This is a genomic window from Pseudomonas sp. YQ_6 (genome assembly GCF_043103245.1).
Classification (GTDB): domain Bacteria; phylum Pseudomonadota; class Gammaproteobacteria; order Pseudomonadales; family Pseudomonadaceae; genus Aquipseudomonas; species Aquipseudomonas alloputida.
This window is the reverse complement of the sequence record NZ_JBICJR010000027.1, coordinates 124,649-137,442: the sequence shown is the minus strand read 5'-3', so window position 1 is coordinate 137,442 and position 12,794 is coordinate 124,649. Positions and strand designations below refer to the sequence as shown.

Here is a 12,794-nt window from a genome sequence, read left to right as displayed (position 1 = left end):
AGGAAACCAACCCGTCATGATTTTGCCTTGGCTGATCCTGATCCCCTTCATCGGCGGCTTCCTGTGCTGGCTGGGTGAGCGCTTCGGCGCCACCCTGCCGCGCTGGATCGCGCTGCTTACCATGTCCCTGCTGCTTGGCATCGGCCTGTGGCTGTGGGGTACCGGCGACTACACCCTCGCTCCCGCACCGGGCGCCGAACCGGCCTGGGCACTCGAATACAAAGTCGAGTGGATCAAGCGTTTCGGCATCAGCATCCACCTGGCCCTGGACGGCCTGTCGCTGCTGATGATCCTGCTCACCGGCCTGCTCGGTGTGCTGTCGGTACTGTGTTCCTGGAAAGAGATCCAGCGCCACGTCGGCTTCTTCCACCTCAACCTGATGTGGATCCTCGGCGGCGTGGTCGGTGTGTTCCTGGCCCTGGACCTGTTCCTGTTCTTCTTCTTCTGGGAAATGATGCTGGTGCCGATGTACTTCCTCATCGCGCTCTGGGGTCATAGCTCGGCAGACGGCAAGAAGACCCGGATCTACGCGGCGACCAAGTTCTTCATCTTCACCCAGGCCAGCGGCCTGATCATGCTGGTGGCGATCCTGGGCCTGGTGCTGGTCAACTACAACACCACTGGCGTGCTCACCTTCAACTACAGCGACCTGCTCAAGGCCGAGTTGCCAGCCGGTGTCGAGTACGTGCTGATGCTGGGCTTCTTCATCGCCTTCGCGGTGAAGCTGCCGGTGGTGCCGTTCCACTCCTGGCTGCCTGACGCTCACGCCCAGGCACCGACCGCAGGTTCGGTGGACCTGGCGGGTATCTTGCTGAAGACCGCGGCCTACGGCCTGCTGCGCTTCGCCCTGCCGCTGTTCCCGAACGCCTCGGCCGAGTTCGCGCCGATCGCCATGACCCTGGGCCTGATCGGTATCTTCTACGGTGCCTTCCTGGCCTTCGCCCAAACCGACATCAAGCGCCTGATCGCCTTCTCCAGCGTCTCGCACATGGGCTTCGTGCTGATCGGCATCTACTCCGGCAGCCAGCAGGCCCTGCAAGGTGCGGTGATCCAGATGCTGGCCCACGGCCTGTCGGCTGCGGCACTGTTCATCCTGTCCGGCCAGCTGTACGAGCGCCTGCACACCCGTGACATGCGCCAGATGGGTGGCCTGTGGCATCGCATCGCCTACCTGCCGGCCATCAGCCTGTTCTTCGCAGCGGCATCGCTGGGCCTGCCCGGCACCGGCAACTTCGTCGGCGAGTTCCTGATCCTGATCGGCAGCTTCGTGCATGTACCGTGGATCACCGTGATTGCCACCACCGGCCTGGTGTTCGGTTCGGTGTACTCGCTGATCATGATCCACCGCGCCTACTTCGGCCCGGCCAAGACCGACACCGTGCTGGCCGGCATGGACGGTCGCGAACTGATCATGGTTCTGGGTCTGGCGGTATTGCTGATCCTGCTGGGCGTGTATCCGCAGCCGTTCCTCGACACCTCTGCCGCCACCATGAGTGGTGTGCAGCAGTGGCTCGGATCCGCTTTCACTCAACTCGCTTCGGCCCGGTAAGAGCGCTATGGAATTCACCACTCAACACTTCATCGCATTGGCGCCGATGCTGATCACCACCATCACCACGGTGGTGGTGATGCTGGCGATCGCCTGGAAGCGCAACCACTCGCAGACCTTCCTGCTGTCCACCGTGGGCCTGAACCTGGCCCTGCTGTCGCTCCTGCCGGCGCTGAAGGTCGCGCCGCTGGCGGTCACCTCGCTGATCACCATCGACAAGTTCGCCTGCCTGTACATGGCGATCATCCTCATAGCAACGCTGGCCTGCGTCACCCTCGCCCACGCTTACCTCGGCGAGGGCTCCAAGGGTTTCCCGGGCAACCGTGAAGAACTGTACCTGTTGCTGCTGATGTCGGCCCTCGGTGGCCTGGTGCTGGTCAGCGCCAACCACCTGGCCGGCCTGTTCATCGGCCTGGAGCTGCTGTCGGTACCGGTCTACGGCCTGGTGGCGTATGCCTTCTTCAACAAGCGATCACTGGAAGCCGGCATCAAGTACATGGTGCTGTCGGCCGCAGGCTCGGCTTTCCTGCTGTTCGGCATGGCCCTGCTGTACGCCGACGCCGGCAGCCTGAGCTTCGACCAGATCGGCAAGGCCCTGGCTACCACCAGCATGCCAAGCCTGGTGGCCCAGCTGGGCCTGGGCATGATGCTGGTCGGCCTGGCCTTCAAGCTGTCGCTGGTACCGTTCCATCTGTGGACCCCGGACGTGTACGAAGGCGCTCCGGCGCCGGTCGCCGCGTTCCTGGCAACCGCCAGCAAGGTAGCAGTATTCGCCGTTGTCGTACGCCTGTTCATGCTCTCCCCTGCTGCCAGCAGCGGCGTGCTCAGCACCGTACTGGCGGTGATTGCCGTAGCCTCGATCCTGATTGGTAACCTGCTGGCGCTGACCCAGAGCAACCTCAAGCGTCTGCTGGGTTACTCGTCCATCGCCCACTTCGGTTACCTGGTCATCGCGTTGGTCGCCAGCAAGGGCCTGGCCCTGGAAGCCATGGGCGTTTACCTGGTCACCTACGTGATCACCAGCCTGGGCGCCTTCGGCGTCATCACCCTGATGTCCTCGCCATACGGCGGCCGTGACGCCGATGCCCTGTACGAGTACCGCGGCCTGTTCTGGCGCCGCCCGTACCTGACAGCGGTACTGACCGTGATGATGCTGTCGCTGGCGGGTATCCCGCTGACCGCCGGCTTCATCGGCAAGTTCTACATCATCGCTACCGGCGTCGAATCGCACCTGTGGTGGTTGGTCGGTGCGCTGGTGATCGGTAGCGCCATCGGCGTGTACTATTACCTGCGCGTCATGGTTACCCTGTACCTGGTCGAGCCGAACCTGCGTCGTCACGACGCCCCGCTCAAGTGGGAACAGCGCACCGGCGGTGTCATGCTGCTGGCTATCGCCATTCTCGCTTTCGTACTGGGTGTGTACCCGCAGCCCCTGCTGGAACTGGTTCAGCAAGCGGGCCTGCAACTGATCGGTTGATCACCCCGGCAGCCCCGGTAACAGAAAACACCCCGCCTAGGCGGGGTGTTTTTTTATCTACACGTTTTTCTACCTGCGCCCAATGGTGCCTCACTCACTCGGGCAGCCCTGGCCTGCGCCCGGCAACGCGGCCTTGCGCAAATCACCATTGGCCGAAGGCAGGTACACTTCCGGGTTGGGCATGCCGCTGGGGGAGAGTTCATGGGTCATTTCGAATTCGGCGCGCACTGACCAGCCACACGCCTCGGTGGTGCATTGCAAATAAGCGATTCGCAGGAAAATATGGCGCCCTTCGCTAGTACGTATGCGCATCCGGCTGTGGCAATGCGGGCAAACCAGCTTGTAAGTACTCACGGCAAGTACCTGCTAGCATTGCCCAGGCTAGCCTGTGTATCAGTATTGGCTGCAACTGTGGGTGTATTCTTCAATTTGATGGTTCTCATTGCAGAAGTGCTCCTTAAAACGCAGGGCTGTATTCATAACGAGTAGTTTAAGCCCATGGAATATCATTAAACCAGTCATGGATATTTGTTATGAGTACTCACATACTTGCTGAGGTGCTCACGCGCCTTAAGCTTCTCACTGGCGCAAACACTGATGCCGAGCTGTCACGTGCACTGTCGGTCAGCCCGCAAACGCTGAGTAGCTGGAAGGTTCGCGAAAGCATCCCTTACTCACTTTGCATAGACATCGCCAAAAAGCATGCATGCTCACTGGACTGGCTATTGCTGGGCCAAGCCGAGCACAACCCCGCCGGCCCAGATGATGCGGGCTGGGAGTGCGAGATGCTCGAACGGCTGCGCACGCTCTCGCACAGCGACCGCCAGGCCATCCTGCTGTTCATCAAGGACAAGCAGCGCATCCAGCAGTTGGAACAGCAACTGAGTGAGCTCGGCGGCGCAACCAATGGCTAACCCCGACGGCGCCAGCGCTGGATAAGCTCGCGCGGGTCAAGTGTATCCAGCCAGACCATGACCTTGAGGCTGATGGGGATCACCACTACAGCGGCCACGAATGCCGCCATGCCCCGGGTCAGCAATGGCACCAATGACGAAACCAGTGGCTCGAACAAATGGCCCACACCCACGGTCACGAATAGCAGCAGCAGTTTCTTGGCCAGCGTCAGGCGCCTGGCCTCACTGGTAATCAATCGATCGCGTGCCGCGCTCACCAACAATGCTCCCAGCAGCGCGGCGAACAGCACATCGCCATCCACCCCCAGGAACGTCACCAATGCCGGAGCCAGGTGGTCGAAAACAGATCGCTCAGGCATGCACTTGCCCTCCGCGCGGAACAGGCAGGCAGGCGGTTGAACCCAGGCTATACATGACCGCCGCTTCGACAAAACGGATGTAGCACACCCGCAAGGCACGCCCATGATCATGCCCGGCCACATCCTCGAGCCGCTTGTAGCCCCGCGCTCGCAGCACTGACCGCCAGCGGGCGAATTCCCGTGCTGCTTCGATGGCTGCGCAGCGCGCGGCCACTTCCAAAGCAGCGTCACTGACAGACCGCGGCAGTTGCAGGTGCTCACGCAACCTGCCCAGATCCACCCGCGGCCAGAACGGGTCGTGGCAATCGGCAAAGCGCGGTAGCCGAGGATCGTTGCTCATGCGCTACCCCCTTACTGCTCGGCCAGCATGCCGTAGCGAATGGCCTTGATCACAGCAGCCACCCGGGTAGGCACTTCGAATTTGCGCAGGATGTTGGACACGTGAAAGTTCACCGTCGACTCCTTGCATTCAAGGATCTGGCCGATCTCCCACGAGCTCTTGCCATAAGCACACCACAACAGCACTTGCTGTTCACGTGGCGTCAGGCGAACCGGGGCGTCCGCCAAGGGTTGCTGCGAGTGTCGAGCGTTGTCAGTCATGTTTGAACTCCACGGGTGATTGAGCGAGGCATTGCTGCCTACTTGCAGTCACCTTACGAAGCACAGGCCACCCACCTCCACCGCCGTGGTTTGTAAAGAACTTTCGTACAAGACCGCATGACGAAGGTTACGCACGATTTGCTGACTTTCTGCGTGCTCCAAGCCGCATTTCGCTCGTCTCAACGCCGTTGTCCATTCGCCTTTCGCCTGGAGTCGTACAATGCGTTCCGATTTACCCCTCTCGTCCTGCCTCGGTCTGCTGGCGGCCTTGGCTGCCACTCAGCCCGCCCTGGGGGCATCCTCGGTCGAATTGGGCCGAGTGCTGATCACCGATGAGGAGCAGAACGAGCTGACGGCAGCCAGCGAGCGCCTGCGTGAAATACCGGGAGCCAGCAACCTGGTGGACATGCAGCGCGTAGGGCAAGGCCGAGTGGCCAGCAACCAGGACGTGCTGGCCTACCAGCCTGGGGTATTCGCCCAATCGGCAGGCAACGACGGCATCAAGCTGTCGATACGCGGCTCGGGCCTCAACCGTGCGCCAGGGGCGCACGGTTCCGGCGTTTACACGATGTTCGACGGCCTGCCGCTGACAGGCCCGGGCGGCACGCCTTACGAATTGTTCGAACCCCTGTGGCTGAGCCGTGCCGAAGTGCTGCGTGGCGCCAATGGCTTTGACCAAGGCTCCCTGGCCTTGGGCGGTGCGATCAACTACGTCACCCACACCGGCTACGACGCGCCTGCACTGCAAGTACGCTACGAGGTCGGTAGCCGCGGCTACCAGCATCGGCACATCAGTTCGGGCCAGGTGCTGGGCAATCTCGACTATTACGTGGCCCTGACCGATTCGGAATATGACGGCTACCAGGCGCACAGCAGCGGCAGCGCCAAGGGCATTGCCGCCAATGTCGGTTACCGCTTCAACCCCAACCTGGAAACCCGCTTCTACCTGCGCTATCGGGAAACTGAAAACGAACTGCCAGGCCGCCTGACCAAGGACCAGATCAAGCACCACCCGCGCGCGGCCAACCCCAACTATCTGGCACGCGACGACAGCCGCCCGCAACCAGGCAGCACCTGGGTGGGCAACAAGACGACCTTCTACCTCGACGACGAGGCACGCCTGGAAGCCGGCCTGGTCTATCACGACTACCCGATGGACCTGCGCGAAGGCCCCATGCGCCTGAAGGTCGCCTACACCGATGTCAGCGGCACGCTGAACTATTTCCGCCGCGACACACTGTTCGGCCGCGAGAGCAAGACCACCGTCGGTTGGCGTACCACCAAGCACCTGCCCAACAGCGGCGCTTCGCAATTTACCCGCAATGGCGATGTGTTTGGCGAGCGCACCCGTGACTTCACCTACCAGGGCTCGGACACCGTGCTGCATGTTGGCAACGACCTGGAACTGGTCCCCAACCTGTGGCTGAGCACCGGCCTGGCCATGATCTACACGCGCCGCGAAAGTGACGTGACCTACCCCGCTGAAGGCGGCAAGGTGAGCATGCATGACTGGGACTATGCCCCCCGCCTGGGGCTGCGCTACGACATCCGCCCGGACTTGCAGGTGTACGGCAACCTGAGCCGTTCGGTAGAGCCGCCACACCCATGGTCGCTGATCTGGAGCGCGCCCAGCACAGGCGGCAAGCAGATCCAGCCGATCGAGATGCAAAACCAGACAGCCACCACCCTCGAACTGGGCGCCCGTGGCGACTCGGCCCTCGGCCGCTGGGACCTGGCCTGGTACTACTCGCAAGTACGCCACGAACTGCTGGCCGTTGAGGTAGTGCCAAATTTCACCTCGGAATTCAACGCCAGCGCTACCGTGCACCAAGGCGTGGAAGCCGGCCTCGACAGCACCCTGTGGGAGCGCGCGGGCACTGGCAAGCTGAGCTTGCGCCAGGCCTACACCTTCAGCGACTTCCACTACCGTGATGACGACACGTTTGGCGACAACCGTCTGCCCGGCATCCCCATGCACTACTACCAGGCCGAGCTGCGCTATGACTGGCCGAGCGGCTTCTATGCCGGGGTCAACACACAAATGGCTTCGAAGGTGCAGGTGGACTACGCCAATAGCTACCACGCCGATGAATATGCCTTGCTCGGCGCACGCGTTGGCTGGGACTCACCGAAACAGGACTGGCAGACCTGGCTGGACCTGCGCAACCTGACCAACCAGCGCTATGCAGCGACCGTGACGCCGGCCTACAACGACGCAGGCAAGGACAATGCCCGTTCGACACCGGGCGAAGGGTTTGGCGTATATGCGGGGGTATCCTACAGCTTCCGCTGACGGGTAGGAGCGGGTTTACCCGCGAATGCGTCGGCAAAGTCAATGACGCATTCGCGGGTAAACCCGCTCCTGCGGGGGGGGGCGCTGCACAGCATGATTCGGGGTTCAGACCGCCCTGTTCAACTTCACCCATGAAGCAAACTTGTCGACAAACGCCTGCAAGAACGGTCGCGTCTTATCGTTGAGCTTGCCCGAATCCTCGAACAAGCTCGCCGCACCGCCAAGGTAAGCCTCGGGCATCTGCATGCAGGGCATGTCGAGAAACACCAGCGACTGGCGCACCGCATGGTTGGCGCCAAAGCCACCAATCGCCCCCGGCGACACACTCACCACCGCCGTCGGCTTGCCGCTCCAGGCACTTTGCCCGTAAGGACGCGAACCCACATCAATGGCATTTTTCAGGCAGCCCGGCACCGAGCGGTTGTATTCCGGGGTGACGAACAGCACTGCATCACTGCGGCGGATCTCATCGCGAAAACGCTTCCAGGTTTCCGGCGGTGCCTCGGCTTCGATATCTTCGTTGTACAGCGGCAGGTCGCCAATCTCGACGATCTTCAGCGCAAGGCTGGACGGCGCCAGCTCCGAAAGTGCGCGGGCGACCTTGCGGTTGTAGGACTCCTTGCGCAAGCTGCCCACGACGACTGCTACCGAATACACCTGGCTCATGGCAATTCCAACCTTTGCGGGTTAATTAGACGTTGTAGTTATAGATGACCGTTATCCGGCGCCTGAGTTTTTTTTCCGCAGGGCGAAAACTTCCGCATCTGTTTCACGGTCTATGCCTTCATACATTTCCTACGTAATTCAGAGGTTTCCACCCAAATGGCAGCAGTAATGGTCGGCCAATTCCACGCCCGTGACGCCGAAGGCCGCATCTACCCCGTGCACGAGTTTCAGGAATCCACCCTGCAACTCGACGGCAGCACGCTGGGCGCCCCCATCACCACCTACCGCCTGGCCATCGGCGACAAGGTCAACCACCTGGGTGAAAACCGTTTCGAGCTGGCACGTTCCGGCGTCGAGATCACGCGCATTCCGTGATGCAATCCACCGTGTAGCGGCCCCCTTCGTGCTGCAGGCCGTGCACATCGGCGACAAACCCGGGAAAGCCCTGGTTGAATGCTCGGGCGAATGCCAGGTAATCAAGGATCGAGCGGGTCGCCTCGGTGAACCGCTCACCCGGCATGATCAATGGGATGCCAGGCGGGTACGGCACCAGCATCACCGCCGCCACACGCCCCAGCAGTGCCTCGATCGGCACCGCCTCCACTTCGCCACGCACCATCTTGTCATAGGCCTGGGCCGGGCTGACGGCCACCTCCGGCAAACGGGTAAACAGCCGCTTTAGCTGCTTGGCCGTGGCATTGGCGCGGTAGCAGTCATGTAACTGGTCGCACAGGTCGCGCAGGCCCATGCCCTGGTAGCGCAAGGCGTCGGCAGCCCCCACACTGGGCAGGCAGCTGCTGATTGGGGTGTTGCCGTCATAGTGGCGCTTGAACTCCAGCAGCTCGGTGAGCAAGGTGCTCCACTTGCCCTTGGTGATGCCCATGGAAAACAGTACCAGGAAGCTGTACAGGCCCGTTTTTTCCACCACCAGCCCGCGCTCCCAGAGAAACTTGCTGACTACCGCCGCCGGGATGCCGCGCGCGCCCAGCACACCGTCTGCGCTCAGGCCCGGCATTACCAAGGTTACCTTCAGCGGGTCGAGCAGCACATAGTCGGTCACCACTTCACCAAACCCATGCCATTGCGCCCCCGGCTGCAGCAGCCAGTCCTGCGCGGCCAAACGGGGCATGCCCTCGGCACTTGGCGGCTGCCAGATGCTGAACCACCAGTCCTCTGCGGCAATGTGCTCACGCAGGTTGGCCAGGGCACGACGAAAACTCAAGGCCTCGTCGAACATCTCCTGCAGCAGCGAGCGCCCAGCCGGCCCTTCCATCATGGTGGAAGCCACATCCAGCGAGGCGAGAATACTGTACTGCGGCGAGGTAGAGATGTGCATCATGAACGCTTCGTTGAAACGGTCCCGGTCCAGCTGCCGCCTGGCACCGTCCTGCACATGAATCATCGAGGCCTGGCTGAACGCCGCCAGCAGCTTGTGGGTGGAGTGGGTACTGAACACCAGCGGGCTGTCTGCCGCGCAGGCGGTGCCCATGGCGTAGCGCCCGGTGAAAAAGTCGTGGAACGCGGCATAGGCAAACCAGGCCTCGTCGAAGTGCAGCACCTCGACACTGGCACCCAGGGCCTGCTTGATCAGCCCGGCGTGGTAACACAGCCCGTCGTAGGTGGAGTTGGTCACTACCGCCAGCTTGATACGCTGCCCCCGATCCCGGGCAAGGGGGTTGGCCTGAATCTTCGCGGCGATCGCCTCGGGGCTGAACTCGCTGAGCGGGATCGGGCCGATGATGCCCAGTTCGTTGCGCTCCGGGCACAGGTACAACGGGATGGCACCCGTCATGATGATCGCGTGCACCACCGACTTGTGGCAGTTGCGGTCCACCAGCACCAGGTCGTCACGGCCGACCATGGCGTGCCAGACGATCTTGTTGGCCGTGGAGGTACCATTGATGACGAAGAAGGTGTGGTCGGCGCCGAAGTTGCGCGCCGCCCTGGCCTCGGCTTCGGCCAGCGGGCCTGTGTGGTCGAGCAGCGAACCCAGCTCCGGCACGGAAACGGACAGGTCCGAACGCAGGGTGTTTTCCCCGAAGAACTGGTGAAAGGCTTGGCCTACCGGGCTTTTATGATAGGCCACACCGCCACCATGGCCTGGGGTGTGCCAGGAATAGTTGGACTGCGCGGTGTGCTGCACCAGCGCCTTGAAGAACGGCGGCAGCAGGCCGTCGAGGTAGGTGTGTGCAGCACGCGCTACCTGGCGGGCGAGAAACGGCACGGTGTCTTCGAACAGGTAAAGGATGCCACGCAGCTGGTTGAGCTCGCTCATGGCTTCGGCGGGGGCATTTTCCAAGGTCACCTGCTCGCCCAGGGCGAAGATCGGCAGGTTGGGTGCACGCAAGCGGGCCAGGCCAATCAGCTCGGCCATGTTCTGCAACAGATGGGTGTTCTCGCCAGCGCCTTCGGCCGCGATGAGCATGCAGGCCAGGCCGTGGTGGGTGGCGGCGACCAGCCGTGCTTCGGCGTGGTCAGCGGCGGCGAGAATGGCAAAGCCATCCTGGCGCAATTCCTCGGCGATGCCGCGCACACGCTCGCCAGCAACACTGTCGGCCTTGATGGCGCGGTGGACGATGAGGATCGGGAACTTGAGGTCCTTGTACATCAGGTGGCTACCTCCGAAGGACATGGCGTCCATTTCAGGGTAGTTGAGCCTTGTATTGCCTGTACTGGCCCTTTCGCGAGTGAAGCCGCCCCTACACCTGATTGGTGGTGGACACCGGTCGGTGATTGGACACAGGCGTCGTAGGAGCGGGTTTACCCGCGAAAGGGCCGGGCCTGCTGGCCAATCTGCCCCCCGCCATTCACCGCCGCAGCCGCCACCGTATTCGCGGGTAAACCCGCTCCTGCAACGATCTCCACTTCTGTTGCAGGGCGAAAGATCAGCCGGCTGGCGTCTCAGTCAGGGCCTGCCACAGCGAAGGCCCACCCGCCGACTTGGCAATGGCTGCCAGCCGCTCGGAATGCGCCTCCAGCTCTTCAGCGCTGGCCATGATCACCCGCCCCGGCGTACGCCCGACAATCCGGCGGATCTCGCTGCCGCCAGCGCCTTGCCCGTCCTCTTCGGCATCTGCCCCATTCCCAGCCAACGACAGGCTCGTCTGGCCACCGGTCATTGCCAGGTAAACGTCGGCCAGCAGTTCCGAGTCGAGCAGTGCGCCGTGCAACTCACGGCCCGAGTTGTCGATGTCGTAGCGTTTACACAGCGCGTCCAGGCTGTTGCGCTGCCCCGGGTGGCGCGAACGTGCCAGCAGCAGGGTGTCAAGAATGGTGCAGTGCTGCGAAATGTCAGCGCGGTCCTGCTGGCCCAGCAAGGCGAATTCGTTGTTGATGAAGCCAACGTCGAACGCCGCGTTGTGGATGACCAGCGTGGCGCCCTGGATGAACTGGAAGAACTCCTCGGCGACATCGCCAAACCGTGGCTTGCCGACCAGGAAGGCATCCGTGATGCCGTGAACGTTGATCGCGCCCTCGTCACTCTCGCGGTCGGGCTGCAGGTAGACGTGGAAGTGTCGCCCGGTCAGGCGCCGGCCGATGACCTCGACACAGCCGATCTCGATGATCCGGTGGCCTTCGCCAACCGGCATACCCGTGGTTTCGGTATCGAGAATGACGAACCGTTTATCTTGCTGCTGCTCCACGCGGGCGCTCCAACTTGCATCCGTTACAAAGGCCGCGATTGTACCCCAGCTCAACGCTGGGCGCGTACCTCATCGACCCCACGGTTGGCCAGCTGGTCGGCGCGTTCGTTGCCGGGGTGGCCAATATGGCCGCGCACCCACTTCCAGGTCACCTTGTGGCGGTTGACCTGCTCATCGAGCTGCTGCCACAAGTCAGCGTTCTTCACCGGCTCCTTGGCGGCGGTCTTCCAGCCGCGCTTCTTCCAGTTGACCATCCATTCGTTGATGCCCTTCATCACGTACTGCGAGTCCGTGGTCAGCACCACCTCGCATTCACGCTTGAGCGACATGAGGCCCTGGATCGCGGCCATCAGCTCCATGCGGTTGTTGGTGGTCTCACGTTCGCCGCCCCACAGTTCCTTCTCGACGCCCTTGTAGATCATCAGCACGCCCCAGCCACCCGGGCCAGGGTTGCCCTTGCAGGCACCATCAGTAAACATCTCGACGCTATCGCTCATGTACCACTCTTGAATTCAGTGCTTGTCAGTTTCGGGGTTGGCTACGGTGCGGTTGACCTTCGCCAGTGGCAGCGGCAGCAGCTTGCCCATCGGCTCGCGACGTTCCGGCCGCAAAGGCCGCAGGCCTACCACCATCTTGCGCGCCACCAGCAGGTACACCCCGCCACCGGAGCCCTGCCAGCCGCCGGCCAGTCGTTCCCAGCCCTCCAGGCGTTGCTGCCAGGCCGGTGAGGCAAGCGGCGGACGATAGCACCCGAAGCGACGTTTCTCCAGCGCGAAGCCCAGCAGGTTGAGCCAGTCGCCCACCCGTGACGGCGAGATGCAGCGCGCCTTGCGCAGAGCACCGTGACTGAAGAAATGGCGCATGCCCCAGCTGCTCCAGGGGTTGATCCCCACGATCAGCAGGTGCCCGCCCGGGCGTACGGCACTGGCGGCCTCGCGCAGCAGGCCATGGGGTGACAGGCAGAAGTCCAGGCCATGCTGCAGCACCACCACGTCGGCAGCGTGCTCGCTCAACGGCCAGGCCTGCTCTTCGCAGACAATCTCCACACCCGGCAAGGGCGCACCAAGGCGCACGTTACGCTGCACCTGGGGGGCTCTGGGCGGTGGCTCGGCGCAGGGCCCGTAATGCACGAGATAGCCGCCAAAGAAGCGCCCGAGCTCTTCTTCCAGCAGTTTGTCCTCCTCCTTGAGCATCAGTTGCCCAAGTGGGCCGTTGAACCACTCACGGGCCAGGCTGATCAGCTCGACCCAGTCCGGGTCGGCCTGGGCAAAGGCTTGGTCGGTCATTGCGCT

14 protein-coding genes are annotated in these 12,794 nt (G+C 62.6%); 5 read left to right on the top strand and 9 right to left on the bottom strand.

Annotated features, from left to right (window positions below; genetic code table 11):
* Positions 1-16 precede the first annotated feature (16 nt).
* Positions 17-1,549, top strand: coding sequence for an NADH-quinone oxidoreductase subunit M (nuoM, locus tag ACF8FG_RS08710; protein ID WP_014590310.1), 1,533 nt, complete (start codon positions 17-19; stop codon positions 1,547-1,549).
* Between the two features lie 7 nt (positions 1,550-1,556).
* On the top strand, positions 1,557-3,026 hold the full coding sequence (gene nuoN / locus ACF8FG_RS08705; RefSeq protein ID WP_003251449.1) for an NADH-quinone oxidoreductase subunit NuoN: 1,470 nt from the start codon (positions 1,557-1,559) through the stop codon (positions 3,024-3,026).
* A 90-nt stretch (positions 3,027-3,116) separates the two neighbouring features.
* Here nuoN and ACF8FG_RS08700 read toward each other — a convergent pair whose 3' ends face one another.
* Positions 3,117-3,380: an ogr/Delta-like zinc finger family protein gene (locus ACF8FG_RS08700; protein ID WP_004576942.1), complete on the bottom strand. Its 264-nt coding sequence runs from the start codon at positions 3,378-3,380 to the stop codon at positions 3,117-3,119.
* 179 nt (positions 3,381-3,559) lie between these two features.
* Between ACF8FG_RS08700 and ACF8FG_RS08695 the strand changes: the two genes are divergently transcribed.
* Complete coding sequence (locus ACF8FG_RS08695; protein WP_014590309.1) at positions 3,560-3,940, top strand: helix-turn-helix domain-containing protein; 381 nt, start codon at positions 3,560-3,562, stop codon at positions 3,938-3,940.
* On the opposite strand, the gene ACF8FG_RS08690 is transcribed toward ACF8FG_RS08695, so the two are convergent.
* Genes ACF8FG_RS08690 through ACF8FG_RS08680 form a run of 3 tightly spaced genes read right to left on the bottom strand, consistent with a single transcriptional unit; the run spans position 3,937 to position 4,899 of the window.
* Entirely contained in the window at positions 3,937-4,299 is a 363-nt protein-coding gene (locus ACF8FG_RS08690; protein ID WP_014590308.1) for a hypothetical protein, read from the bottom strand. The genes ACF8FG_RS08695 and ACF8FG_RS08690 overlap by 4 nt on opposite strands.
* A complete protein-coding gene (locus ACF8FG_RS08685; RefSeq protein WP_014590307.1) occupies positions 4,292-4,639 on the bottom strand; it encodes a head completion/stabilization protein in 348 nt (115 codons plus the stop codon). The genes ACF8FG_RS08690 and ACF8FG_RS08685 overlap by 8 nt, the downstream gene beginning before the upstream one ends.
* Before the next feature lie 11 nt (positions 4,640-4,650).
* Positions 4,651-4,899 carry a helix-turn-helix domain-containing protein gene (locus tag ACF8FG_RS08680; RefSeq protein WP_003251454.1) on the bottom strand — a complete coding sequence of 83 codons (249 nt, stop codon included), beginning with the start codon at positions 4,897-4,899 and terminating at the stop codon, positions 4,651-4,653.
* 220 nt (positions 4,900-5,119) lie between these two features.
* Here ACF8FG_RS08680 and ACF8FG_RS08675 point away from each other — a divergent pair, with 220 nt between their 5' ends.
* On the top strand, positions 5,120-7,192 hold the full coding sequence (locus tag ACF8FG_RS08675; protein WP_019438100.1) for a TonB-dependent receptor domain-containing protein: 2,073 nt from the start codon (positions 5,120-5,122) through the stop codon (positions 7,190-7,192).
* A gap of 105 nt (positions 7,193-7,297) precedes the next feature.
* Here ACF8FG_RS08675 and chrR read toward each other — a convergent pair whose 3' ends face one another.
* Positions 7,298-7,858, bottom strand: coding sequence for a class I chromate reductase ChrR (gene chrR / locus ACF8FG_RS08670; protein WP_014590305.1), 561 nt, complete (start codon positions 7,856-7,858; stop codon positions 7,298-7,300).
* Between the two features lie 156 nt (positions 7,859-8,014).
* Here chrR and ACF8FG_RS08665 point away from each other — a divergent pair, with 156 nt between their 5' ends.
* On the top strand, positions 8,015-8,233 hold the full coding sequence (locus tag ACF8FG_RS08665) for a hypothetical protein (RefSeq protein ID WP_010954911.1): 219 nt from the start codon (positions 8,015-8,017) through the stop codon (positions 8,231-8,233).
* Here the strand turns inward: ACF8FG_RS08665 and ACF8FG_RS08660 are convergent.
* From ACF8FG_RS08660 to ACF8FG_RS08645, 4 genes are all read right to left on the bottom strand, one after another.
* Positions 8,217-10,466, bottom strand: a complete 2,250-nt coding sequence (locus tag ACF8FG_RS08660; protein WP_076403803.1) for an Orn/Lys/Arg decarboxylase N-terminal domain-containing protein — start codon at positions 10,464-10,466, stop codon at positions 8,217-8,219. The two genes, ACF8FG_RS08665 and ACF8FG_RS08660, sit on opposite strands and share 17 nt — an antisense overlap.
* 277 nt (positions 10,467-10,743) lie before the next feature.
* The gene (dnaQ, locus tag ACF8FG_RS08655; RefSeq protein WP_318082114.1) at positions 10,744-11,502 is read right to left on the bottom strand and encodes a DNA polymerase III subunit epsilon; all 759 of its coding nucleotides are present in this window, start codon (positions 11,500-11,502) and stop codon (positions 10,744-10,746) included.
* Positions 11,503-11,552: 50 nt separating this feature from the next.
* On the bottom strand, positions 11,553-11,999 hold the full coding sequence (gene rnhA / locus ACF8FG_RS08650) for a ribonuclease HI (protein WP_003251460.1): 447 nt from the start codon (positions 11,997-11,999) through the stop codon (positions 11,553-11,555).
* Positions 12,000-12,014: 15 nt separating this feature from the next.
* Positions 12,015-12,788 (bottom strand): class I SAM-dependent methyltransferase, encoded by a 774-nt coding sequence (locus ACF8FG_RS08645; protein WP_014590302.1) that lies wholly within the window; start codon positions 12,786-12,788, stop codon positions 12,015-12,017.
* Positions 12,789-12,794 lie beyond the last annotated feature (6 nt).